The sequence below is a fragment of the Streptomyces griseiscabiei genome (assembly GCF_020010925.1).
GTDB lineage: Bacteria > Actinomycetota > Actinomycetes > Streptomycetales > Streptomycetaceae > Streptomyces > Streptomyces griseiscabiei.
Map to the genome: position 1 here is coordinate 1,336,114 of NZ_JAGJBZ010000002.1, position 24,039 is coordinate 1,360,152.

General features: G+C 68.7%; 17 protein-coding genes. 12 read left to right on the forward strand and 5 right to left on the reverse strand.

Features of this window, described 5'->3' with window-relative positions; translation table 11 throughout:
* The first annotated feature begins 371 nt into the window (after positions 1 to 371).
* The 3 genes from J8M51_RS23370 (at position 372) to J8M51_RS23380 (ending at position 2,803) form a co-directional block, all read left to right on the forward strand.
* Positions 372 to 1,076 carry a site-specific integrase gene (locus J8M51_RS23370; protein ID WP_086755128.1) on the forward strand — a complete coding sequence of 235 codons (705 nt, stop codon included), beginning with the start codon at positions 372 to 374 and terminating at the stop codon, positions 1,074 to 1,076.
* Positions 1,077 to 1,199: 123 nt separating this feature from the next.
* Positions 1,200 to 1,502 (forward strand): helix-turn-helix transcriptional regulator, encoded by a 303-nt coding sequence (locus J8M51_RS23375; protein WP_086755129.1) that lies wholly within the window; start codon positions 1,200 to 1,202, stop codon positions 1,500 to 1,502.
* Between the two features lie 80 nt (positions 1,503 to 1,582).
* Positions 1,583 to 2,803 (forward strand): tyrosine-type recombinase/integrase, encoded by a 1,221-nt coding sequence (locus tag J8M51_RS23380; RefSeq protein WP_086755130.1) that lies wholly within the window; start codon positions 1,583 to 1,585, stop codon positions 2,801 to 2,803.
* Positions 2,804 to 2,946: 143 nt separating this feature from the next.
* Here the strand turns inward: J8M51_RS23380 and J8M51_RS23385 are convergent, their stop codons facing one another.
* The 3 genes from J8M51_RS23385 to J8M51_RS23395 form a co-directional block, all read right to left on the reverse strand.
* A complete protein-coding gene (locus tag J8M51_RS23385; protein ID WP_086755131.1) occupies positions 2,947 to 4,476 on the reverse strand; it encodes a helix-turn-helix domain-containing protein in 1,530 nt (509 codons plus the stop codon).
* A 108-nt stretch (positions 4,477 to 4,584) separates the two neighbouring features.
* Entirely contained in the window at positions 4,585 to 4,782 is a 198-nt protein-coding gene (locus J8M51_RS23390) for a DUF4236 domain-containing protein (protein WP_086755132.1), read from the reverse strand.
* An 85-nt stretch (positions 4,783 to 4,867) separates the two neighbouring features.
* Complete coding sequence (locus tag J8M51_RS23395; protein ID WP_086755133.1) at positions 4,868 to 5,599, reverse strand: VOC family protein; 732 nt, start codon at positions 5,597 to 5,599, stop codon at positions 4,868 to 4,870.
* Between the two features lie 379 nt (positions 5,600 to 5,978).
* On the opposite strand from J8M51_RS23395, the gene acnA reads away from it, so the two are divergent.
* Positions 5,979 to 8,696, forward strand: a complete 2,718-nt coding sequence (gene acnA / locus J8M51_RS23400) for an aconitate hydratase AcnA (RefSeq protein ID WP_086755143.1) — start codon at positions 5,979 to 5,981, stop codon at positions 8,694 to 8,696.
* Positions 8,697 to 8,937: 241 nt separating this feature from the next.
* On the opposite strand, the gene J8M51_RS23405 is transcribed toward acnA, so the two are convergent.
* Positions 8,938 to 9,678, reverse strand: a complete 741-nt coding sequence (locus J8M51_RS23405) for a VOC family protein (RefSeq protein WP_086755134.1) — start codon at positions 9,676 to 9,678, stop codon at positions 8,938 to 8,940.
* 181 nt (positions 9,679 to 9,859) lie between these two features.
* Here J8M51_RS23405 and J8M51_RS23410 point away from each other — a divergent pair, with 181 nt between their 5' ends.
* The 3 genes from J8M51_RS23410 to J8M51_RS23420 all read left to right on the forward strand — a co-directional run bounded on the left by J8M51_RS23410 (position 9,860) and on the right by J8M51_RS23420 (position 13,329).
* Complete coding sequence (locus tag J8M51_RS23410) at positions 9,860 to 10,366, forward strand: hypothetical protein (RefSeq protein ID WP_398856714.1); 507 nt, start codon at positions 9,860 to 9,862, stop codon at positions 10,364 to 10,366.
* On the forward strand, positions 10,363 to 11,946 hold the full coding sequence (locus tag J8M51_RS23415) for a PQQ-binding-like beta-propeller repeat protein (RefSeq protein ID WP_086755136.1): 1,584 nt from the start codon (positions 10,363 to 10,365) through the stop codon (positions 11,944 to 11,946). The genes J8M51_RS23410 and J8M51_RS23415 overlap by 4 nt, the downstream gene beginning before the upstream one ends.
* Positions 11,947 to 12,282: 336 nt before the next feature.
* Positions 12,283 to 13,329 carry a lytic polysaccharide monooxygenase auxiliary activity family 9 protein gene (locus tag J8M51_RS23420; protein WP_179203144.1) on the forward strand — a complete coding sequence of 349 codons (1,047 nt, stop codon included), beginning with the start codon at positions 12,283 to 12,285 and terminating at the stop codon, positions 13,327 to 13,329.
* Between the two features lie 284 nt (positions 13,330 to 13,613).
* Here J8M51_RS23420 and J8M51_RS23425 read toward each other — a convergent pair whose 3' ends face one another.
* The gene (locus J8M51_RS23425; protein WP_086756661.1) at positions 13,614 to 17,411 is read right to left on the reverse strand and encodes a GH92 family glycosyl hydrolase; all 3,798 of its coding nucleotides are present in this window, start codon (positions 17,409 to 17,411) and stop codon (positions 13,614 to 13,616) included.
* A gap of 480 nt (positions 17,412 to 17,891) precedes the next feature.
* Here J8M51_RS23425 and ngcE point away from each other — a divergent pair, with 480 nt between their 5' ends.
* The 5 genes from ngcE (at position 17,892) to J8M51_RS23450 (ending at position 24,012) form a co-directional block, all read left to right on the forward strand.
* Entirely contained in the window at positions 17,892 to 19,364 is a 1,473-nt protein-coding gene (ngcE, locus tag J8M51_RS23430; RefSeq protein WP_086756659.1) for an N-acetylglucosamine/diacetylchitobiose ABC transporter substrate-binding protein, read from the forward strand.
* Positions 19,365 to 19,501: 137 nt separating this feature from the next.
* A complete protein-coding gene (locus J8M51_RS23435) occupies positions 19,502 to 20,431 on the forward strand; it encodes a carbohydrate ABC transporter permease (protein WP_086756658.1) in 930 nt (309 codons plus the stop codon).
* Between the two features lie 19 nt (positions 20,432 to 20,450).
* Positions 20,451 to 21,383 (forward strand): carbohydrate ABC transporter permease, encoded by a 933-nt coding sequence (locus tag J8M51_RS23440; protein WP_086756656.1) that lies wholly within the window; start codon positions 20,451 to 20,453, stop codon positions 21,381 to 21,383.
* Positions 21,384 to 21,584: 201 nt separating this feature from the next.
* On the forward strand, positions 21,585 to 22,784 hold the full coding sequence (locus J8M51_RS23445; RefSeq protein WP_086756654.1) for an ROK family transcriptional regulator: 1,200 nt from the start codon (positions 21,585 to 21,587) through the stop codon (positions 22,782 to 22,784).
* A 136-nt stretch (positions 22,785 to 22,920) separates the two neighbouring features.
* Entirely contained in the window at positions 22,921 to 24,012 is a 1,092-nt protein-coding gene (locus J8M51_RS23450; protein WP_086756652.1) for a sugar ABC transporter substrate-binding protein, read from the forward strand.
* Positions 24,013 to 24,039: the final 27 nt, after the last annotated feature.

Below are 24,039 nucleotides of genomic sequence, written 5' to 3' on the forward strand. Positions count from 1 at the left end.
GGTCAGTGGCGCCCCCGGCAGGACTCGAACCTGCGGCCAAGCGCTTAGAAGGCGCCTGCTCTATTCCCGCGTTTGGCACGTTCAGATCGACCGCTCAGTGGCCGGGAGTCAGCGATTCTGGGTCAGCATGGTGATTCGCTCACGGCAGACGCATTGAGCCCGGAAGGGACTGGAATTGTGCGGCGAAGCAAGTGAACCTAGAGCAGCTCACGGAAGATCATCTGCGTGGTCGGCGGAACATAGCACGGGATCGCCGGTTACCCAAACCGGCGATCCTCCGGACTATTGGAGTGGTCCGGTCGCCGTGCGATTCACAGGCGGTGCCCGGACTGCCGTGCCTACCCCCACGCCTCACCCCAAGGAGCTCACACATGGCCGCAGTTGTTGGTGCCAAGACGTTTCATCTGACCGATCGGCAGTGCTTTTCGATCCTGGACTGGGCCGCCGAGCAGCCGCAGAACGGTCTCGTACTGCGAGCCTTCCTGGCGTCCATCGCCCTCGCGGCGCTGCAGCCGAAGGAGGCCCTGGTGCTGCGTGTCCGAGACGTGGAACTCGCGGACGACGGCAGTGGTTGGCTGCTGATCCACCCTCAGGGACAAGAGCGCCGCGAGACGGATTCGGAGTGCGCGGGCGCCGAACGGCGTGTTCCCGCCTGCCGGGAGTTGGTGGCGCTCCTGAAGGCGGAGATCACCCGGCGCGACCTCCGCCCCGATGACGCGATATTCGTTCTCGACGACGGGCGACCGCTGACCGCCCCGGTCTACCGGAAGATCTGGCAGCAAGCGCGGGCGGCGGTTCTGGAAGCGCACGAGGCCGACTCGTCGCTCGGCAGGAATATCTTTGCTCTGCGTGACGCGTGCATCGCGGCGTGGCTGAAGAACGGTGACCAAAGCGCGGCGCACATCTTCGTGGTGGCCGAGTGCGCCGGAATGAGCGCTCCTCGCCTCGCCGAACGCTTCGCGCACTGCCTTCGTAAGCCGACACGGGATGAAATCCCTTGGGACCGGCTCGAAGCTGCCCTCGCCCTTCCTGACCTGTCGAGTGAGCCTGCCCCGACCGCCGTGCGCCGTCCGTAGCGCTGTTCCGCGTTGTGGATCGTCTGCGATTCCCTTCCTGCCGCATGACAAGGCGACGGGTGGGCGGAATTGGATTTCCGCCCACCCGGGCTCACTCCGCCCCTACCTCACAGAGAACCACCGATGCCTGGACGATCTTCGCTTGCCGCTACAGCTTCCTCAGGCGCCACATCCGCCGCCTTCCTGACCGTGAAGAACGCCGCCGACTATCTCGGCCTCTCACCCCACACGCTCTACGTCTGGCGCCACCGTCGCCAGGGACCCCCGAGCTTCCGTATGGGACCCCGCGGTCGCGTCATGTACCGGCTCGAAGCGCTCGACGCCTGGGTCCGCGAACAGGAACAGGCCGACTCCCGCTCCAACCCGGCCCTCAACCCGCTCAACACCCCTCTGCAGGAGCGGTCGAGCCGCTTCCTCAGCGCCTGAAACCCCAAGCGCCGTAGAGCGTTGCCTCCATCCCCATCACCAAGGAGTTCCACCTGGCCGGCTACATAGAAGACCGATGGCTGAGGAAGCGCCCCAACCCGAAGACCGGCAAACGTGACCGTACCGCCATGTACGGCAAGTGCACCCGCTATCGCGTCAAGGGCATCCCCGGTGTCAAGGACCGTTCCTTCGACGCCCTCCAGGACGCCAAGACCTGGCTCGCCCAGGCTCAGACCGACGCTCGCCGTGGCGAGTTCGTCGATCCGCGCGATGGGGCCATCTCCCTCAAGGACTACATCGCGACCCACTGGTGGCCCACCCAGAGCGGTGACCCGTCCACGATCGAACGGATCGAGCAGAGGGTACGCCGGCACATCGTTCCCCACCTGGGCGCTCAGCCGCTCAACGCTATCGGCACAGAAGTCCTGCGCCACTGGAAGAAGCGGCTGGAGAAGGACCTCGGTCCGACCTCGATCCGTCTCGTCTGGGCGACGCTCTCCAGCATCCTCCAGGCCGCCGTCGAGGATCGCCGCCTCGGACGTAACCCATGCCGGTCCAGCACGGTCGGCCCTCCGGCCGCCGCACCCGGCAGGGTCGAAGCGTGGCCGCCCGAACGGGTCCTGGCGGTACGGGAGGCCCTGCCGGATCGCTACCGACTCCTCCTCGTGATCGGAGCAGGTCTCGGGCTCCGCCAAGGGGAGGCGCTCGGTCTCTCGACGGACGACATCGACTTCGAGAAGGAAGTCGTGCACGTCCGGCGGCAGGTCAAGATGGTGCGGGCGAAACTGTGCTTCGCGCTTCCCAAGGGCCGCAAGGTCCGCGACGTGCCGCTGCCGGCCAGCGTCGCCCGGGCCATCCGGCAGCACATTGTGCAGTTCGCGCCGGTACCGGTCACGCTGCCGTGGGACGACCCGACTCCGGCCAAGACGCCGGTGGAAGCCAAACACCGGCGGCCGAGGACCTACAACCTCCTGGTGACAGGACGCGAGCGGAAGGCCATCAACCGGAACTACCTCAACTCCTACGTGTGGAAGCCCGCTCTGGCCACGGCGGGCGTGATCGCACCGCTGGACGAGGGCAGCACCGACGGTGCTCGCGTGTGGGAGCCGTCCCGGGAGCACGGCTTCCACGCCCTGCGCCACTTCTACGCCTCCGAGGAACTGGAGGCTGGCGAATCGGTCGTCTCCCTGGCACGCTGGCTGGGGCACTCCGACCCCGGGTTCACGCTGCGGAAGTACTCCCACTTCCTGCCCCGCGCTGGTGCACGGGGCAGCGCCGCCATCGACGCGATCTTCGCGTAGCCACGGCCGGTCGGCAGAGCCTTTGGAGCGTGGCCCGTAGCCCGCCGCGGGCTCAAAGTCCCAGAGAAGTCCCAGAGGTGCCGCCGCACCCCCTCCTGGCCCACTAAGTAGCAGGTCAGGCAGGGTGTGGCGGCATTCGCGTATCAAATGTCCCGGAAGATCTCGATCTGCGCCCCCACCGAGTTCAGCCGCTCCGCCAGGTCCTCGTAACCGCGGTTGATGACATAGACGTTGCGGAGCACGGACGTGCCGTCGGCGGCCATCATCGCGAGGAGGACGACCACGGCGGGGCGGAGGGCCGGTGGGCACATCATCTCGGCGGCGCGCCAGCGGGTGGGGCCCTCGACCAGGACGCGGTGGGGGTCGAGGAGTTGGAGGCGGCCGCCCAGGCGGTTGAGGTCGGTGAGGTAGATCGCGCGGTTGTCGTAGACCCAGTCGTGGATGAGGGTCTGGCCCTGCGCGGCGGCGGCGATGGCCGCGAAGAACGGGACGTTGTCGATGTTCAGGCCGGGGAACGGCATGGGGTGGATCTTGTCGATCGGGGCCTGGAGTTTGGAGGGGCGGACGGTGAGGTCCACCAGGCGCGTACGGCCGTTGTCGGCGAAGTACTCCGGTGTGCGGTCGTGGTCGAGGCCCATCTCCTCCAGGACCGCCAGTTCGATCTCCAGGAACTCGATCGGCACCCGGCGCACGGTCAGTTCGGACTCGGTGACGACCGCGGCGGCGAGCAGGCTCATCGCCTCGACCGGGTCCTCGGAGGGCGAGTAGTCGACGTCCACGTCGAGGCGCGGGACCCCGTGCACGGTGAGCGTGGTGGTGCCGATGCCCTCCACCCGTACGCCGAGGGCCTCCAGGAAGAAGCAGAGGTCCTGGACCATGTAGTTGGACGAGGCGTTGCGGATGACGGTCACGCCGTCGTGGCGGGCGGCGGCGAGGAGTGCGTTCTCGGTCACCGTGTCGCCGCGCTCGGTCAGTACGATCGGACGGCCGGGGGTGACGGAGCGGTCCACCTCGGCGTGGTAGAGGCCCTCGGTGGCCGTGATGTCGAGCCCGAACCGGCGCAGCGCGATCATGTGCGGTTCGATGGTGCGTGTGCCGAGGTCGCAGCCGCCGGCGTACGGCAGTTTGAAGTGGTCCATACGGTGCAGCAGCGGGCCCAGGAACATGATGATCGAGCGGGTGCGGCGGGCCGCCTCCGCGTCGATCGCGTCGAGGTCCAGTTCGGCCGGCGGCGCGATCTCCAGGTCGACACCGCCGTTGATCCACCGGGTGCGGACGCCGATGGAGCCGAGCACCTCCAGAAGGCGGTACACCTCCTCGATGCGGGCCACCCTGCGCAGCACTGTGCGCCCCCGGTTCAGCAGGGAGGCGCACAGCAGCGCGACGCACGCGTTCTTGCTGGTCTTCACATCGATGGAACCCGACAGCCGACGTCCTCCGACCACCCGTAGATGCATCGGGCCCGCGTATCCCAGCGAGACGATCTCACTGTCCAGGGCTTCACCGATTCGAGCGATCATCTCAAGGCTGATGTTTTGATTACCGCGCTCGATTCGATTCACCGCGCTCTGACTCGTGCCGAGCGCCTCCGCCAACTGTGATTGCGTCCAGCCGCGGTGCTGCCGTGCGTCACGGATGAGCTTGCCGATGCGTTCGAGGTAGTCGTCTGCCATGGGGCAGAGGTTATCTCAGATATGAGATGGCGCTTCCTGGGGGGTCTGTTGGGGTGGTGGCACGGGTCCGTTCAGGTGACTGGGCAGGTGACGGGAGGTCAACCGTGCTCAGCGACGCCGCGCGTTGCGGGTGCGGCGCCAGCCGAAGGGGCCGGGCAGGTCCATCGACGTCGTGCGGCGCCCCGTGCTGCTGTGCGTGTGGCGCGGACCGTTGCGGCCGCCGGTGGTGAGGGACCAGGAGCGCTTGTTGATGTTCAGTCGCACACCCGGCAGGATGCGGAAACTCTTGCGGAACGTGAGTGGCATGTCTGCCTCCTTCCCGATGTGTGCCGGGTACCCCACTCCGTGTCCCGCATCCCTGCCGATCGTCGTCAGTGCCCGCAACCGCGGTTCACGGCAGGGGTATTGGCGGCAGTACGCAGAACTCGTGGCCGTCGGGGTCGATCAGGACCGCCCAGTCGACCTCGCCCTGGCCGATGTCGACGGGGGTCGCGCCGAGGGAGACGAGGCGGTCGATCTCGCTCCGCTGGTCGCTGTCGTCGGCCGGGACGAGGTCGAAGTGGAGGCGGTACTTCCCGGCCTTCGGGGCCAGCGGAGGGCCGCCCCAGGTGATCTTCGTGCCGCCCCGCGGTGACTGGATCGCGGTCTCCTCGTCCTGGTCCCAGACCAGGGGCCAGTCCAGCGCCCGGCTCCAGAAGTACCCGACCTCCTGCGAGCCGTCGCTCGCGAGCGCGCCGATGAAGCCGCAGCCGGCGAGGAAGCCGTTGCCCGCCTCGATCACACAGAACTCGTTGCCCTCGGGGTCGGCGAGGACCACGTGCTTCTCCTCCGGGAGCTGGCCGATGTCGATGTGGCGTCCGCCGAGCTCCAGCGCACGCTCCACGACCCGCCGCTGGTCGTCGGGGGAGGCGCTGGTCAGGTCGAAGTGCATCTGGTTGGGGACGGTCTTCTTCTCCTGGCTGGGCGAAAAGCGCAGCCGGAGCGCGGTCTCGCCGTCCGGTGCGAGCGCGATGCCGCCGTAGGGGTCCTCGGTCGTCTCCCGGTCCAGGAGGCCGGCCCAGAAGCGTGCGAGACCCTCGGGGTCGTTCGCGTCGAAGCTGAGCGCGTGGAGGTGGGAAGTCATCGCGTGGGATCTCCGATCCGCCGGCACGGCCGCGGACAGGGCTCGCTCCCCGCCCATGAGGAACAACCGTGCGAGGAGCGACCATGCTAGGAAGCCCGGGAAGCGCCCCGCAACGCATTTGAAGGGCCCGCGCGCGTCCGGCCTGTCGGCCCGGAGACTGGCGCACGCCACATCGGCTTGGCGCACGCCACATCGGCCCGGGCATGACCAGCCCGCGCCCATGTACTACTGTTATCTCGACATCGAGATATCTGCCGAGGCGCACTGCGACCGCCACCCCGGTAAGGCATACCTAACTTAGCCTGACCTTAGCGGATCGGCCAAGGGGACGTGGCGGCAGGATGCGGTGGTACGCGCACATGGAATGAAGGAGACTGTCGTGTCGGCGAACAGCTTCGACGCCCGCAGCACGCTGCAGGTGGGCGACGAGTCGTACGAGATCTTCCGGCTGGACAAGGTGGAGGGCTCGGCTCGCCTGCCCTACAGCCTCAAGGTCCTGCTGGAGAACCTGCTCCGCACGGAGGACGGCGCGAACATCACCGCCGACCACATCCGTGCCCTCGGCGGCTGGGACTCGCAGGCCCAGCCCAGCCAGGAGATCCAGTTCACCCCGGCCCGCGTGATCATGCAGGACTTCACGGGTGTGCCCTGTGTGGTGGACCTCGCGACCATGCGTGAGGCCGTCAAGGCGCTCGGCGGCGACCCGTCGAAGGTCAACCCGCTCTCCCCGGCCGAGATGGTCATCGACCACTCCGTGATCGCCGACAAGTTCGGCACGCACGACGCCTTCGCGCAGAACGTCGAGCTGGAGTACGGCCGCAACCGCGAGCGCTACCAGTTCCTGCGCTGGGGCCAGACCGCGTTCGACGACTTCAAGGTCGTCCCCCCGGGCACCGGCATCGTCCACCAGGTGAACATCGAGCACCTCGCGCGTACGGTCATGGTCCGTAACGGCCAGGCGTACCCCGACACCCTCGTCGGCACCGACTCGCACACCACCATGGTCAACGGCCTCGGTGTGCTCGGCTGGGGCGTCGGCGGCATCGAGGCCGAGGCCGCGATGCTCGGCCAGCCGGTCTCCATGCTCATCCCGCGCGTCGTCGGCTTCAAGCTGACCGGTGAGCTGACCCCCGGCACCACCGCCACCGACCTCGTGCTGACCATCACCGAGATGCTCCGCAAGCACGGTGTCGTCGGCAAGTTCGTCGAGTTCTACGGTGAGGGCGTGGCCGCCACCTCCCTCGCCAACCGCGCCACCATCGGCAACATGTCGCCGGAGTTCGGCTCCACCGCCGCGACCTTCCCGATCGACGGCGAGACCATCAAGTACCTGAAGCTCACCGGCCGCTCCGAGCAGCAGCTCGCGCTCGTCGAGGCGTACGCCAAGGAGCAGGGTCTCTGGCTGGACCCGCAGGCCGAGCCCGACTTCTCCGAGAAGCTGGAGCTGGACCTCGCAACGGTCGTCCCCTCCATCGCCGGCCCGAAGCGCCCGCAGGACCGCATCGTCCTCGCGAACGCCGCCGAGCAGTTCAAGACGGACGTCCTCAACTACGTCGACGTCGTGGACGAGGCGGGCAAGGAGTCCTTCCCGGCCTCCGACTCCCCGGCCGTCACCCCGAACGGCGCCCCGTCCAACCCGGTCACGGTGACCGCCCCCGACGGCTCGACGTACGAGATCGACCACGGCGCGGTGACGGTCGCGGCCATCACCTCCTGCACCAACACCTCGAACCCGTACGTCATGGTCGCCGCCGCGCTCGTCGCGAAGAAGGCCGTCGAGAAGGGCCTGACCCGCAAGCCGTGGGTCAAGACCACCCTCGCCCCGGGCTCCAAGGTCGTCACCGACTACTTCGACAAGGCGGGGCTCACCCCCTACCTCGACAAGGTCGGCTTCAACCTCGTCGGCTACGGCTGCACCACCTGCATCGGCAACTCCGGCCCGCTGCCGGAGGAGGTCTCCAAGGCCGTCAACGACCATGACCTGGCCGTGACTTCGGTGCTCTCCGGCAACCGCAACTTCGAGGGCCGGATCAACCCCGACGTCAAGATGAACTACCTGGCCTCCCCGCCGCTGGTCGTCGCGTACGCCCTCGCGGGCTCCATGAAGGTGGACATCACGCGCGACGCGCTGGGTGTGGACCAGGAGGGCAAGCCGGTCTTCCTGTCCGACATCTGGCCCTCCGAGGCCGAGGTCAACGACGTCGTGGCGAACGCCATCGGCGAGGACATGTTCTCCAAGTCCTACTCCGACGTCTTCGCGGGCGACGCCCAGTGGCAGGCGCTGTCGATCCCCGAGGGCGACACCTTCGAGTGGGACCCGCAGTCGACGTACGTGCGCAAGCCCCCTTACTTCGAGGGCATGACGATGGAGACCACCCCGGTCTCGGACATCGCCGGCGCCCGTGTCCTCGCCAAGCTGGGCGACTCGGTCACCACCGACCACATCTCCCCGGCCGGCGCGATCAAGGCCGACACCCCCGGAGGCAAGTACCTCACGGAGCACGGTGTCGAGCGCCGTGACTTCAACAGCTACGGCTCGCGCCGCGGCAACCACGAGGTCATGATCCGCGGCACGTTCGCCAACATCCGCCTGCGCAACCAGATCGCGCCGGGCACGGAAGGCGGCTACACCCGCGACTTCACCGTCGACGGCGGACCGGTCTCCTTCATCTACGACGCCTCGCGCAACTACATCGAGCAGGGCATCCCGCTGGTCATCCTGGCCGGCAAGGAGTACGGCTCCGGCTCGTCCCGTGACTGGGCGGCCAAGGGCACGGCCCTCCTCGGCGTCAAGGCCGTCATCGCCGAGTCGTACGAGCGCATCCACCGCTCGAACCTCATCGGCATGGGCGTCCTCCCGCTGCAGTTCCCCGAGGGTGCCTCGGCCGCCTCGCTCGGCCTGACCGGCGAGGAGACCTTCTCCTTCACCGGCGTCGAGGAGCTGAACAACGGCACCACCCCGCGCACGGTCAAGGTGACCACCGACAGCGGCGTCGAGTTCGACGCGGTCGTCCGCATCGACACCCCCGGTGAGGCCGACTACTACCGCAACGGCGGCATCATGCAGTACGTGCTGCGCAGCCTGATCCGCAAGTAAGCGGCTCGGTACGGCAGTACGGCAGTACGGCGGTTGAGGGCCGCATCCCCGGTGACGGGGGTGCGGCCCTCCGCCGTCCCCCGGCGCCACGGTCAGGACATGACCGCCACCTCCGCGCCCCGAGTCACCGAGGCGGGCCGGCGCGCCTGCCCGGCGGCCGGCGGGCACACCACCCCGTGCGGGCTGTCCGCCCGGTGCGCGTGGCGCCGCCGATCCGCGGGGGCAGCGCGACCCGGCAGGCTCAGGGCAGGGCGAGGACGCAGAACTCGTGGCCCTCCGGGTCGGTCAGGCACGTCCACGGCACCTCGCCCTGACCGACATCGAGGTCGGTGGCGCCGAGGGCCCGCAACCGGGCCACCTCCGCCGCCCGGTCGTCACCGGGGTGGGGCAGCAGGTCGAGATGGACACGGTCCGGCACGGTCTTCCCGCCCGGCGTACGGAGGAACTCCAGATACGGGCCGACCCCCTCGGCGGAGCGCAGCGCCGCCTGCTCGTCGGTGACCTCGCGCGGGACCCAGCCCAGCGCCTCGCCCCAGAACCGGGCCATGGCACGGGGATCGGTGCAGTCGACCACCACCGCGGCGACGGGCCCGGTGTCCCGGTAGACCTCCCGGGGCTCCAGCACACAGAACACGTTGCCCTCCGGATCGGCGAGCACCGTCCAGGGCACCTCCCCCTGGCCCACGTCAGCGGCTGTCGCCCCGAGCTCATTCAACCGCGCGACCAGCTCCGCCTGATGGGCCGCCGAGGTGGTGGCGAGGTCGAGATGCGTCCGGTTCTTCACCGCCGCCCTGGGCTCCGCGACCGGAACGACGTCGATACCGATGACGACCGGATCGGGCCAGACCAGTTCCTCGCCGGGCCCGACATACGTGGTCACCCCGGGGCTGTGGGCCGTCCAGCCGAGCGCCTCCGCCCAGAACCGGCCGACCGCCGAGGCGTCCAGAGCCTTGATGATCAGGTGAGCGGGTCGCAGTGCCATGGCGGCGATCCTATGACCCCGCCCACCGGCAGCGACGCGACAGCCGGACACCTCCAACACCTGCGGAATGCATGGGGCACATGGAATGCATGAGACACACGGGACACGCCGGGCCCGGTGTCACGCGCCGTACCGAACAATCCCCTGGCGCCGGGCCCACCGACAGCGAAGACTCCTCCCCATGGATGCTCCACCGGCCGCACCGATGCGCCGCCCCGCCCGCCCCCTGCCCTTCGTCGACGAGCACACGATCCTCGTCGCGGCGGACGCCGAGGACGTGTGGTGGGCCCTGGCCGAGACGCTCGACTGGGCCTTCTCCCGCCCCTCCGCGGTCCGTTACGCCAGGATCGTCGGCTGCGCCGACCACACGGCGGCCGGGCCCCGCCCGCCCGTCGAGGGCGAGACGACCTTCCCCGGCTTCCGCACGGCGACCGCCGTCCCGCCCCGGGAGCTGACCCTCCTGGGCCGCCACCGCTTCTCCTCGTACACCTGGACCTTCCGCCTGGACGAGGCGGAGCCGGGCGGGGTCCGCCTCCGCGCCGAGACCCGTGCCACCTTCCCGGGCCCGGCCGGCGGCCTCTACCGGCTGCTCGCCCTGGGCACCGGCACCCACGCGAAGCTGACCCGCCGCCTCCTGACCACCGTCCGCCTCCGCGCCGAACGCCCCTGGAGACAATCACCGGCATGACCACCACCGGCAGGACCACTACCGGCATGACAACCCCCTCCCACGTGACCCGCTTCCGCCTCGACCGCGTCCTCGGCGACCGCCCGTTCGCCGAGATCGGCGACCCCGCCCTGACCGTCGAGGACGAGGGCCGTCGGCTGCTGGCGGTGGCGGGTGCGTCCGGAATGCTCGCGGGCCTGCACGGGTACGGCAGGATCACGCCGGTCGGTGTCTACGGCACCGACGACCTGGCGTGCCGCGCCCTTCTCCGCGCCCGCCACCCCGTCCACGCGCTGGCCTTCCACCCCCGCCTCCCGCTCCTCGCGGTGGGCACGGGGCACTATGACGGCGGCTACTTCTTCGAGGGCGAACTGCTCCTGCTGGACCTGGAGTCGGGCACGGCCACCTCCCTCATCGAGCACGCGCTGGGCCGTCAGGTCCTGGGCCTGGAGTGGCTCGACGACCAGCGGCTGCGCGTGCTGATGGCACCGCCCGACGACTGGGACGACGAGGACGCGTGGGCCGAGGGGCATGTCGCCGTGGTGTGCCGCCCCGACTGGAGGGCCGTACCGCCGAGATCGGTGACGGACGAGGAACTGGCCGGCCCACGGGTGGCGGCCCCGCGCCCCGACGGCCAGGAGCACGCCCGCCGCACCCTCTCGGCGCTCACCGCGGACTGGGATCCGCGCCGCAACGTCCGCGCGGCGGAGGAACTCTCCGACGGCAGGATCCTGACGACGCTCGACGGGGTCGGGCTGGAGTCGTGGTCGCCCGGGGGCAGCCGGCAGTGGACGGTCCCGGACGACGGCCCCGCCGGGGGGCGTGACCTCGTCGTGGCCGCCGACGAGCGGTCGGTCTGGGTCGGACTGAAGCGGCCCGCGTGGGAGAGCCGTCCGCAGTCCGTGCTCCGGCTCGCGCTCGACGACGGGACACAGCTCGACCACCTCACTCCCTCCGCCCCGGTGTCCGTGCTGCGCGGCGCCGACGGCCGGCCGGCCCTCGCGCCCGCCGGGCTCCACGGGGAGACGAGCGCCCTTCGCATCCGCCGCGGCAGCCGGATCTACTTCCGGGAGACCGTGCGGGCGAAGGGCGAGGAAGGGCCGGACCCGGGGGAAGCGTGGCTCTACGCCGCCGACCCGGCCGCGGCTCCGGCGGCCGACCGCCCGCGCGAGCCCGCCCCCGAGGAGATCAGGAAGCTGTTCCCGTACTCCTGGGTGCCGGGCGAGACGCACTACGCCGGCCCCGGCATCGAGACCGGCGAGGGCGATCTGATCCACGCCGGGACCGTGTACCACGGTCATGGGCTGCGGCCCGGCGGCTCGTTCGTCGTACGCCGCTCGGCGACCACGGGGGAGCCGGCCTGGGTGTTCCGGACGGACCGGAGGGCCACCGCCCTCGACGCCGATCCGGAGACCGTGTACATCGCCTACGACGACGGTGAGATCGTCGCGCTCGATCCGCGCGACGGCACGGTGCGCGAACGCCGTCGTCCGACGGTCGGGGCGGTGTCCGTCCTGCCGACCGCGCTGACCGTGACGGCCTCCGGCCGCCTGCTGATCGGCACCGGCGACGGGCGGATCCTGGTCTGCTCGCCCGGCTGACCACGACGGCGGGGCGGGTCCGCGCCCGGTCGCCGCGTCCGGCCGCCGGACCCGTCCGCGCGTCCGTGAGCACGAGCCGTACCCGCCGGCCGTACGCGCAGTCGTACGCGCCGGCCGTTTACAAGCGCCGCGCTCCGCGCTAGCTTCCGAAGCAGGTGGGGGTGGGAGCGCTCCCATAATCGGGGTGGCGGACCGGAACCCGTCGCCTCCCGGGTCCGCTCCCGCCCCACACCACCCCTCCGCACCCCCGCACAGCGGCACCCGCACGTTCCCCCCACCTCCAAGCCGTACACGCAAGGAGTATTTGTCATGCACGTGACAGGTTTGCGATTAAGGATGCCCCGGCGCCACCAGGCGCTCCTGCTCGTCCTGCTCGCCCTCGTGACCACGATCCCGGCGCTCGGCCTGGTCGTCACGGCCGGCAGCGGGAAGGCCGAGGCGCACGGCACCCCGATGAAGCCCGGCAGCCGTACCTTCCTGTGCTGGCAGGACGGGCTGACCGACACCGGGGAGATCAAACCGATCAACCCGGCCTGCCGTTCCGCGCAGCAGGTCAGCGGGACGACCCCGTTCTACAACTGGTTCTCGGTGCTCCGCTCGGACGGCGCCGGCCGTACCCGGGGCTTCGTGCCGGACGGTCAGCTGTGCAGCGGCGGCAACACCAACTTCACCGGGTTCAACACCCCCAGCGCCGACTGGCCGTTGACCCACCTCACCTCCGGCGCGACCGTCGACTTCTCGTACAACGCGTGGGCGGCGCACCCGGGTTGGTTCTACGTCTACATCACCAAGGACGGCTTCGACCCGACGAAGACGCTCACCTGGAACGACATGGAGGCCCAGCCGTTCCTGAGCGTCGACCACCCGCCGCTGAACGGCAGTCCGGGCACGGTCGAGGCCAACTACTCCTGGCGGGGCCAGCTGCCCGCCAACAAGTCGGGCCGCCACCTCGTCTACATGGTCTGGCAGCGCTCCGACAGCCAGGAGACCTTCTACTCCTGCTCCGACGTCGTCTTCGACGGCGGCAACGGCGAGGTGACCGGCATCAAGGAGCCCGGCAACCCCACCGAGCCGGTGCCGGGCCAGTGCGCCGCGACCCGTCGTACGACAGGGAGTTGGACCGGTGGCTATCAGTCCGAGGTCGTCGTCACCAACACCGGCGACGTGCCGATGCTCGGCTGGATGGTCAACTGGACGCTGCCCGCAGGACAGAAGGTCGACAGTCTCTGGAGCGGCAGCGCGACGTACACCGGGCAGAACGTGATGGTGCACAACGCGGACTGGAACGGCTCGCTGGATCCCGGCGAGACCGCGACGTTCGGGTACGTGGTGCAGGGGTCGGGAGGTGATCCCGCGACCACGCTGCCCTGCCGGGTGGGCTGAACCCGGCGGTCCGACCGACGTCACCCGCCCTGTGCGGGGGCGGGAACGTGACGACGACGCTCGGAGCGGACCGGGTGGGCGGGCGGTGCGTGCCCACCCGGTCCGCGAGCCGCGACCCGGTACGGGGGAGACCGGGCGCGGTGGGAGTGCGGCTGTTGGGCCCCTCGACAGGACAACGTTGTCGAGTGGTCTGGACAAGACTCTATCGTTTCAACAGGCAACCAAGTCAAGCCGGTTGGGTCCGGACCGGGGTCGGGTGGGTCACACCACCCGACCCCGGACGGTCAGGCCAGCAGCTCCACCTCCGCGAGCGTCGCCGTGCCGTCGAGGACGAGCCGGTAGTGGTCGTACCTCCTCGGGGCCGGGATCGAGAAGGCCCGCGTCTGGCGGTCCCAGGCGAAGGATTGCCCGGAGCGTTCGTCGAGGGTCTTCCAGGTGGTGCCGTCCCTGGAGCCCTGGAGGGTCCAGCCGGTCGGCGCCTCGGCGCGGTCGGCGGAGGTCAGCGTGTACTGAACCGCCCTGGTCCGGGCCGGGGCCGGGAGCGCGGCGGTCTCCACCGAGGCCTTCGTCGACGACGTGTCGTCGAAGAGCGCGCCGTCGCCCTCGATCGCGTCCGAGCGAGGGGTCGGCGCCCGCCCGCCCTCGGTGATCGACACCGGGGCCGCCTTCTCGCCGGTGCCCCAGCGGGACGGCTTCGGACCCATGTCGAACTTCAGCACGCCGCCACGGGAGATGAGGGAGTGCGGCAGTGAAGTCGACGTCCAGCGCTTGCCGTTGACCTTCAGGCCCTGCACGTACACGTTCTTCGCGCTGTTCCTCGGCGCCTCGACCACCAGGTCCCTGCCGTTCTCCAGGTGGACGGTCGCCTTGGTGAACAGCGGGGAGCCGACGGCGTATTCGCCGCTGCCCATCACCAGCGGATAGAAGCCGAGCGCGGAGAAGAGGTACCAGGCGGACTGCTCGCCGTTGTCCTCGTCACCGTGGTAGCCCTGCCCGATGGCGCTGCCGGTGTAGAGGCGGGAGAGCGCCTCGCGGACCTTCTCCTGTGCCTTCCAGGGCTGCCCGGCGGCGTCGTACATGTAGATCGCGTGGTGGGCGACCTGGTTGGAGTGGCCGTACATGCCCATCCGTACGTCACGGGCTTCGGTCATCTCGTGGATGACCCCGCCGTAGGAGCCGACGAACTCGGGGGAGGCCGTCTCCGGGGTGGAGAAGTAGGTGTCCAGCTTCTCCGCCAGCCCGCTCCGGCCGCCGTACAGGTTGGCCAGGCCCTTGCTGTCCTGCGGCGCGGTGAAGGCGTAGCCCCAGCCGTTGGTCTCCGTGTAGTCGTGGCCCCAGACGCGCGGGTCGTACTTCGCGGAGTCGACCCGCCAGGCACCGTTGCCGTCCCGGCCCTGGAAGAACCCGGCCTTCTCGTCGAACAACCGCACATAGTCCTGGGCCCGGTTGAGGAAGTAGGCGGCCTCCTCCTCGTACCGCTTCTCGCCCGTCTTCCGGTACAGCGCCTGCCCCATCCGGGCGATGCCGTAGTCGTTGAGATAGCCCTCCAGCGCCCAGGACAGGCCCTCGTGGGTGTCGGTGCTGGTGTAGCCGAGGAAGGGCGAGGTGGCCATGCCCTTGCGGCCGACGCCCGCCGAGGGCGGGACGACCGTGGCGTTCTTGAGGGCGGCCTCGTACGCCGACTTCGCGTCGAAGTCGACTCCCTTGACGTACGCGTCCGCGAACGCCACGTCCGAGGAGGTGCCGGTCATCAGGTCCGCGTAGCCGGGGGAGGACCAGCGGGAGGTCCAGCCGCCGTCCTTGTACTGCTGCACGAACCCGTTGACCATCTCGCCCGCCTGACCGGGTGTCAGGAGTGAGTACGCGGGCCAGGTCGTCCGATAGGTGTCCCAGAAGCCGTTGTTGACGTACACCTTGCCGTCGACGATCTTCGCGCCGGTGTGCGTCGGGGTGTCCGGGCCGGTCATCGGCGAGAACGGCGAGGCGTACTTGTAGGCCGAACCGACCTTCTCGAAACCGGAGTTGGGGTACAGGTACAGCCGGTAGAGGTTCGAGTACAGCGTGGTCAGCTGGTCGGAGGTCGCGCCCTCGACCTCCACCTTCCCGAGTACACGATCCCACTGCGCCCGCGCCCGGTCCTTCACCGTCTCGAAGGAGGTGCCGTCGGGGATCTCCTGGCGCAGGTTGTCCTTCGCCTGGTCGAGGCTGATGAGGGAGGTGGCGAGGCGGAGCGTCACCGCGCGGTCGTCGCCCGCGTCGAAGCGGAGGTGGCCCTTCACGCCGGTCGAGGAGCCGTCCGTGACCGGAGCGTCGAAGACCCCGTACACGAAGAGCCGGGTCGCGCCCGTCGACAGCCCGGACTTCACATCCGAGAACCCGGTGACGACCCCGGCCTCCTTGTCCAGGGTCAGCCCCGCCTGGTCGGTCACATTGTCGAAGAGCACGCTCGCGTCGTCGCCGGGATAGGTGAAGCGCAGCGCCGCCGCGTGGTCCGTCGGCGCCAGCTCGGCCTCGACGCCGTTCTCGAAGCGCACCCCGTAGTAGTACGGCCGGGCCGTCTCGTTCTCGTGCCGGAAGGGCAACGCCCGTGCCGTACGGCTCAGTTCGGGGGTACCGGAGGCGGCCGAGGGCATCACCTGGAAGGTCTGCCGGTCGCCCATCCAGGGGCTCGGCTCATGGCTCGCGCTGAACGCCTGGATGGTCGGCAGGTTGTCCGCGTTGTTGGCCCGCGCGTAGTCGTACAGCCAGCTCAGTGAGCCCGCGTTGGTGACCGGCGTCCAGAAGTTGAAGCCATGGGGCACCGCGGTCGCCGGGAAGTTGTTGCCGCGGGAGAAACCGCCGCTGGAATTCGTTCCCCTGGTGGTCACCGCGTAGTCGGACAGATGTGCCTTCGGCCGCTCCGGCGCGCGGACGCGCAGCGTCACGTCGTCGAGCCAGCCGCGGAACCTCGCCGGGCCCTTCGGGGAGTCGTACGCCACCACGATCCGGTCCACGGTCCGCCCGGCCGCGACCGGCCCGATCCGCGCCACCACGTCGTTCCACTGGTCGACGTACAGCACCTTCGCCGCGCCCTGGCCGCGCGGCGACAGCGGGAAGCCGTGCTGGTCGGCGGCGCCCAGCTCGCTCAGCGAGGTGCCGTCGGTGAAGACCAGGTCGACCGAGACGTTCGTGGCGTCGTAGTCCAGATCGCCGTCCGCCATCGAGGGGAAGATGCGGTACGCCAGCTCGGTGTCCCGCTCGACGGCCACGTTCACGTCGAAGACCTTGTTGTACGAGTGGGCCGGGCCGTCCGCCGTGTGCCGGCCCGCGTAGCGCAGGGCCCGCTTGCCGGTGAAGCCCGCCCCGGCCTTCGCGGTCGCCGAGCCGCTCGGGCCCCGGTCGACCAGCGACAGCATCTCCTTCGGCGCCGGTGCCTGCCCGCCGCCCGTGGAGAACTGCACATCGGCGAGCTGGGTGATCATCGAGGCGCCGTTGTTCCTCGTGATGTCCAGCCGGTAGTGCCGGTACTCGGCCGCCGCGTCACCGGGAATGTCGTACGACTTCGTCCGGAACCGTTCCTCGAAGCTCTCCCCGGTGCGGGTGTCGAGGGTCTTCCACTCCTTGCCGTCGGTGGAGCCCTTGAGGGTCCAGTCCTTGGGGTCGCGGGTCTCGAAGTCGTTCGCCGAGGTCAGCGCGTAGGTGACCACCTTGGCGGGCCGGTCGAGGTCGAACTCGGCCCAGCCGGTGGGCTGGAAGGTGAGCCACTTGGTGGCGGACTCCCCGTCGACGAGATTCTCCTTCACCTCCCCGCTGCCCGTGTTCTCCCCGCTGGCCCGGACGTCGGTGACCCGGTCGGTGATACCGCCAGGGATGCCGGTGGTGTAGCCGCCGTCGACGCCGGAGGCGCGGGGGGAGCCGTCGGGCGCGGTGTCGACCGTGCTGACCCAGTCCGGTGCCGGGTCGTCCGGCTCGAAGGAGGAACTGAACTCCCGTTCCCCGGCCGCCGGTCGGTCCGGTAACGCGACGGCCGCGCCCTGCGAGGCCACCACCAGAGCGAAAGCGGCGGCGCCGAGCACCGCCGTGGAACCCCGTCTGTGCCGCATCGGCGAGCACTCTCCCTACGTCCAGCAACTGTTTCCGATCAAGAAACGACCGAAAGAGGACAACGTTGTCGAGCGTGTGACGCAGGGACCAGTAGGGGTTGAAGTGACGGGCGATGTCAAGGGTGTTGAGTGCGCCATCCGGGCCGAATGGCGGGGATTTTCCGGTCAGGTGGCGCAAGGCCGCTCATATTTCCGAGAGGTCTCAACTCGGAAAAGACCGATGGTGAACCTTGCATTCGATCTTGCCCCCCTGGCGGGAAATGGACTATACCTGTCGGCGTCCGCATAGTGGTCGCACAGGTCGCACATCCGTGGACAGGCACTACCTGGGGGGAATTACCGGTGGTCGCGGACGTGTCCGCGCGCCGACCGCCGTCTTGCCCCTGTTGAATCCTCACGCACGACCCCAGCTTGAACCGACCGCGGTGCCGGGAGGATCCGGTTCACCGCCTGAGTCCTGGAGAAGGCGAGGACTTGAGCATGGGATCCACTACCGCCGAGAACGACCACGGCCCCGAGGGCGCCGGCACCACCGACCTCGAAGGCGTGGGCCGCCGCGATCTGATCAAGCGTTCCGCCGCGCTCGGCCTGATCACCGTCCCGACGATGAGCTTCCTGTCCGCGTGTGCCAGCGGGGGCGGCGGGGACGACACCTCCGAGGACACCCAGGGCGAGACCTCCGAGTCGAACCCCTTCGGCGTCAAGAAGGGCAGCAAGCTCGACGTCGTCATCTTCAAGGGCGGCTACGGAGACGCGTACGCCAAGGCCTGGGAGGCCGCGTTCCAGAAGAAGTGGGGGGTCACCTCCACCCACACCGGGACCCAGGAGATCACCGGCAAGCTCCAGCCGCGGTTCAACGCGGGCAACCCGCCGGACATCGTCGACGACTCCGGCGCCCAGCAGATCCCGATCGACGTCCTCTACAAGAACGACCAGCTGCTCGACCTCGCCGAGGTGCTGGACTCGCCCTCGATCGACGACCCGGGCAAGAAGGTCCGCGACACGCTGATCCCCGGCACCCTCGACGCCGGCATGCAGGAGGACAAGGTCGTCGCCCTCAACTACATCTACACGGTGTGGGGCCTGTGGTACTCCGGCAAGCTCTTCAAGGAGAACGGCTGGGAGGAGCCCAAGACCTGGGCCGACTTCCTCACCATCTGCAAGGAGGCCAAGGCCAAGGAGATCGGAGGCCTCGCCCACCAGGGCAAGTACCCGTACTACATCAACGTCGCCATCATGGACCTGATCGCCAAGACGGGCGGCCTGGACGCCATGAAGGCCATCGACAACCTCGACCCCAAGGCGTTCGTCGGCTCCGACGCCGCGAAGGCCGGTGTGGAGGCGATCTACGAGGTCGTCGAGAAGGGCTATCTGATGCCCGGCACGAACGGCCTGACGCACACCGAGTCCCAGGCCCGCTGGAACCAGTACAAGGCCGTGTTCATCACCTCCGGCTCCTGGCTGGAGAACGAGCAGCTGAAGCAGACGCCGGACGACTTCGAGATGACGTTCATGCCGATGCCGGTCCTCCCCGGCAGCGTGATGCCGTTCGAGGCGATCCGGGCCGGCTCCGGGGAGCCGTTCATCATCCCGGCCAAGGCGAAGAACCTGCCGGCGGCCAAGGAGTTCATGCGGATGATGCTCTCCAAGGAGTGGTCGACGCTGTTCGCGAAGGAGGCGAACTCCCTGACGATCGTGAAGGACGGCGTCGACACCGGGGTCTCGCTGCGGCCGGGAACGCAGTCCACGGTGGAGGTCTCCAAGGCAGCCGGTGACAATACGTTCCGTTACCTGTACACCGAGTGGTACAGCGAGATGGACACGGCGATCCAGAACGCGTCGAACGAACTGATGGCGAAGCGGATCCAGCCCGCCGAGTGGCTCAAGCGGGCACAGGCCGCGGTGGACAAGCAGGCGAAGGACCCGGAATCCAAGAAGAACCGTCGGGACTAGAGGGGCGTCGGAGCGCCGTGGGAGCTGCGCACTGTGGTGAGCTGCGGGTTCGTCGTGGCTCGCCGCGCAGTTCCCCGCGCCCCTGAAAAGCCGGGGCGCGCTTTTCGACTCATCGAACCGGAGGCAGGGAAACGCCAATGCGTAAAGGGCAGAACCGGTTCGTCGCGGGATTTCTCCTGGTCCCCGTGGCGCTCTATCTGATCTTTGTGATCTGGCCTTACATCCAGACGTTCGGCTATTCGCTGACGGACTGGAAAGGACAGTCCCAGACGTTCTCGTTCATCGGCCTGGACAACTACACGGCGCTGTTCGAGGACGACATCTTCCTCCAGGCGATCTGGCACAACATCCTGTTCCTGATCTTCATCCCGGTGATCACCATCCTGCTCGCCCTGTTCTTCGCGTTCATGCTGAACGCGGGCGGGCGCGGCCGGGCCGGCGGGGTCTCGGGGGTCGCCGGCTCGGGGTTCTACAAGATCGTCTACTTCTTCCCGCAGGTGCTGTCGCTGGCGATCCTCGCGGTGCTGTTCGGGGCCGTGTACCGCAGCGACAGCGGCGGCATGCTCAACGGCTTCCTGATGAAGCTGGGCCTGGTCGACGAGAGCGGCCCGGTGGAGTGGCTGAACGAGCCGAACATGGTGCTCTGGGCGCTCATCCTGGTCGTCGTCTGGCACGGCGTCGGCTTCTACCTGGTGCTGTTCTCCGCCGCGATGCAGGCCATCCCGCGGGACATCTACGAGGCCGCGCTGATCGACGGCGCCGGCCGCGCCCACACCTTCTTCCGCATCACCCTGCCGCTGCTGTGGGACTCCGTGCAGACCGCCTGGGTCTATCTCGGCATCGCGGCGATGGACATGTTCATCCTGGTCTCGACCATGACCGCGGGCGAGTACGGGGGCGGCCCCGACCACCACAGCGAGGTCATGGCGACCGTGATGATGCGGAACTTCCTGCTGTACGGCAGGAGCGGCTACGCCTGTGCGATGGGCGTCGTGATGCTGCTCCTCACCCTGATCGTGTCGGTGGTCATGCTGCGCGCCACCCGTCGCGAGCGCGTCGAGTTCTGAGCGGGAGAGACGACACAAGATGAGTGCACCCCTCAAGACCGCCTCGCGCGGCGACTCGGTCCCCACCGGCCCGACGGTGGACAAGGCCCGCACGGGTCCCGGCGACGAGCGCGGCGAAGGCGTCGTCCTGAACGTCTTCTCGCACGGCTTCCTCGCCCTGTGGGCCCTGCTGATCGTGCTGCCGCTGCTGTGGCTGGTGCTCAGTTCCTTCAAGACGGACGCCCAGATCGGCGGCTCGGCCTTCGGCTGGCCCGAGAACTGGTCCCTGGACGTCTTCTCCCGCGCCTGGGACAAGGGCATCGGCGACTACTTCGTCAACACGGTCATCGTGCTGGTCTTCTCCGTCCCGCTGACCATGCTGTTCGGCTCGATGGCCGCGTACGTCCTGGCCCGCTACCCGTTCCGGGGCAACCGGCTGCTCTACTACTTCTTCGTCGCCGGCGCGATGTTCCCGGTGTTCCTGGCCCTGGTGCCGCTGTTCTTCATGGTCAAACGGCTGGACATGCTGAACACCTACCAGGGGCTGATCCTGGTGTACGTCGCCTACTCGCTGCCGTTCACGGTGTTCTTCATGCACGCGTTCTTCCGGACGCTGCCCAACGCCGTCTTCGAGGCGGCCATCCTCGACGGGGCCTCGCACACCCGCACGTTCTTCCAGGTCATGCTGCCGATGGCCAAGCCGGGCCTGATCAGTGTCGGGATCTTCAACACCCTCGGCCAGTGGAACCAGTTCATCCTGCCCACGGTCCTGATGCAGCCACAGAGCGGCGACGATCCCGAGCGGTACGTCCTCACCCAGGGCCTCATCCAGCTTCAGCAGCAACAGGGTTACGCCTCCGACCTGCCCGTCCTGTTCGCCGGTGTCACCATCGCCATGATCCCCATGCTCGTGGTCTACCTCTCCTTCCAGCGTCAGGTGCAGGCGGGCCTCACCTCGGCCACGCTCAAGTAGCCACTCCCGGGACCCCAAGTAGCCGCAGAGTGACATTTAGTGGTCATTCGGCGACCCCAGTTTCCGTCAAGGACTTGACTGCGGTAACCCGTTCAGCGGAGCTTGGAGTTCACAACTTGTAAGTGACCCGGGTCCCGTGGCTGTGACCTGGGTCACGGGCGGCGTGCGGGCCGCCCGTCCTGGACGGGAGTGGATGAGTCGATGGAGACTCCGGGGTCGCAGTCGTCGCTGCACCGAGCAAATCTCGAACGCGTCGTACGGGCGGTGCGGCTCGCCGGGTCGCTGACGCAGGCGGAGATCGCCAGGACTACCGGCCTCTCCGCGGCCACGGTCTCCAACATCGTGCGCGAACTGAAGGACGGGGGAACCGTCGAGGTCACGCCCACGTCGGCGGGCGGCAGACGGGCGCGCGCGGTCTCGCTCAGCGGGGACGCCGGGATCGTGATCGGCGTGGACTTCGGGCATACGCATTTGCGCGTCGCGATAGGGAACCTCGCCCATCAGGTGCTCGCCGAGGAGGCCGAGCCGCTGGATGTGGACGCCTCCTCGACGCAGGGCTTCGACCGGGCGGAACAGCTGGTCACGCGGCTGATCGAGGCCACGGGTGTGGACCGTACGAAGATCGCGGGCGTGGGCCTCGGGGTGCCCGGCCCGATCGACGTGGAGTCCGGGACGCTCGGCTCCACCGCCATCCTGCCGGGCTGGACCGGCACCAAGCCCGCCGCCGAGATGCAGGGCCGCCTCGGGGTCGTGGTGCACGTGGACAACGACGCCAACCTCGGCGCCCTCGGTGAGCTGGTCTGGGGCAGTGGCCGGGGGGTGCGGGACCTGGCGTACATCAAGGTGTCCAGCGGTGTTGGTGCCGGACTGGTGATCGATGGCAAGATCTACAGAGGTCCGGGTGGCACGGCGGGAGAAATCGGGCATATTACTCTTGATGAATCCGGCCCGGTCTGCCGCTGCGGCAACCGGGGCTGTCTGGAGACCTTCGCCGCCGCGCGCTATGTGCTGCCGCTCCTCCAGTCCAGCCACGGCACCGATCTGACCATGGAAGGGGTCGTACGGTTGGCGAGGGACGGGGACCCGGGCTGCCGTCGGGTGATCGCCGACGTCGGCCGACACATCGGAAGTGGAGTCGCCAATCTCTGCAATCTGTTGAACCCGAGCCGCGTGGTTCTCGGTGGCGATCTCGCCGAGGCCGGAGAGCTGGTTCTCGGACCCATAAGGGAGTCGGTCGGCCGGTACGCGATCCCGAGTGCCGCACGTCAACTCTCGGTGCTGCCAGGGGCACTTGGCGGCCGAGCCGAGGTCCTCGGGGCCTTGGCCCTGGCCCTCAGTGAGATGGGTGATTCGACCCTTTTGGACGGGACCCTCACCGCAGCGACCCCTGCCTTCACTTAGAGAACGAAACACGCCGTTGCCAACCCGTTAAGGATTTACTTCTTGACGTCGCACGTGTGGCCGAGTTGACTTCCAGCCACCTCGGCCGCAGTGCTGCGGCCCGTGTCAGGGAGGCACAACCCAAATGAACGCAACGATGCGTAGAGTCGCGATCGGCGCCACGGCGATCTCGCTGGCGCTGTCCGTAGCCGCCTGTGGCAAGGCCGGTGACGACAAGGACTCGGACAGCGGCAGCACCGGCGGTTCGGACAACAAGTCGATCGGCCTGCTCCTGCCCGACTCGGTCACCGCGCGCTACGAGAAGTTCGACAAGCCTTACTTCGAGGCCAAGGTCAAGGAACTCTGCGACGACTGCGACGTCCAGTACGCGAACGCCGCTGCCGACCCGAACAAGCAGGCTCAGCAGATGAGCACCATGGTGACCAAGGGCGTCAAGGTCATCGTCGTCTCCGCCCAGGACTCCGCCGCCATCAAGTCCTCCATCCAGGCCGCGGTGGACAAGGGCGTCAAGGTCGTCGCCTACGACCGTCTCGCCCAGGGCCCGGTCTCGGCCTACGTCTCCTTCGACAACGTCAAGGTCGGCGAGCTCCAGGGCCAGGCCCTCCTCGACGCCCTCGGCGACAAGGCCACTCCCAAGGCCAAGGTCGTCATGATCAACGGCGACGACGCCGACCCGAACGCCGGCCAGTTCAAGGAGGGCGCGCACAAGGCCCTCGACGGCAAGGTCGACATCGCCTACGAGCAGTCCGGCCTCTGGAAGGACACCGTCGCCGCCGAGAAGATGTCCGCGGCGATCACCCAGCTGGGCGCCAAGAACATCGCCGGCGTCTACGCGGCCAACGACGGCATGGCCGGTGGCATCGCCAACACCCTCAAGGGTGCGAAGATCAGCAGCATCCCGCTGACCGGTCAGGACGCCGAACTCGCCGCCATCCAGCGGATCGTGGCCGGCACGCAGTCCTCCACGGTCTACAAGGCCTACAAGCCGGAGGCCGACACGGCCGCCGAGCTGGCGGTCAACCTGCTGGAGGGCAAGGACATCAAGTCCCTGGCCGACACCACGGTGACCAGCGGCTCCGGTGACAAGGTCCAGGCGAAGCTGCTGACGCCGGTCTCCGTGACCAAGGAGAACATCAAGGACACGGTGGTGAAGGACGGCCTGTACACGGTCGCCGACATCTGCACCGCCGAGTACGCCAAGGCGTGCAAGTCCGCCGGCCTGGAGTAGTCACTCCGGCCCACTGAGCCTGTCCGG

Excerpts from the sequence above, each read along its gene's own strand:
- J8M51_RS23370 (WP_086755128.1), top strand. The coding sequence starts at position 372 with ATGGCCGCAGTTGTTGGTGCCAAGACGTTTCATCTGACCGATCGGCAG.
- J8M51_RS23375 (WP_086755129.1), top strand. The coding sequence starts at position 1,200 with ATGCCTGGACGATCTTCGCTTGCCGCTACAGCTTCCTCAGGCGCCACA.
- J8M51_RS23385 (WP_086755131.1), bottom strand. The coding sequence starts at position 4,476 with ATGGCAGACGACTACCTCGAACGCATCGGCAAGCTCATCCGTGACGCA.
- J8M51_RS23390 (WP_086755132.1), bottom strand. The coding sequence starts at position 4,782 with ATGCCACTCACGTTCCGCAAGAGTTTCCGCATCCTGCCGGGTGTGCGA.
- J8M51_RS23395 (WP_086755133.1), bottom strand. The coding sequence starts at position 5,599 with ATGACTTCCCACCTCCACGCGCTCAGCTTCGACGCGAACGACCCCGAG.
- J8M51_RS23405 (WP_086755134.1), bottom strand. The coding sequence starts at position 9,678 with ATGGCACTGCGACCCGCTCACCTGATCATCAAGGCTCTGGACGCCTCG.
- J8M51_RS23410 (WP_398856714.1), top strand. The coding sequence starts at position 9,860 with ATGGATGCTCCACCGGCCGCACCGATGCGCCGCCCCGCCCGCCCCCTG.
- J8M51_RS23415 (WP_086755136.1), top strand. The coding sequence starts at position 10,363 with ATGACCACCACCGGCAGGACCACTACCGGCATGACAACCCCCTCCCAC.
- J8M51_RS23420 (WP_179203144.1), top strand. The coding sequence starts at position 12,283 with ATGCCCCGGCGCCACCAGGCGCTCCTGCTCGTCCTGCTCGCCCTCGTG.
- J8M51_RS23425 (WP_086756661.1), bottom strand. The coding sequence starts at position 17,411 with ATGCGGCACAGACGGGGTTCCACGGCGGTGCTCGGCGCCGCCGCTTTC.
- ngcE (WP_086756659.1), top strand. The coding sequence starts at position 17,892 with ATGGGATCCACTACCGCCGAGAACGACCACGGCCCCGAGGGCGCCGGC.
- J8M51_RS23435 (WP_086756658.1), top strand. The coding sequence starts at position 19,502 with ATGCGTAAAGGGCAGAACCGGTTCGTCGCGGGATTTCTCCTGGTCCCC.
- J8M51_RS23440 (WP_086756656.1), top strand. The coding sequence starts at position 20,451 with ATGAGTGCACCCCTCAAGACCGCCTCGCGCGGCGACTCGGTCCCCACC.
- J8M51_RS23445 (WP_086756654.1), top strand. The coding sequence starts at position 21,585 with ATGGAGACTCCGGGGTCGCAGTCGTCGCTGCACCGAGCAAATCTCGAA.
- J8M51_RS23450 (WP_086756652.1), top strand. The coding sequence starts at position 22,921 with ATGCGTAGAGTCGCGATCGGCGCCACGGCGATCTCGCTGGCGCTGTCC.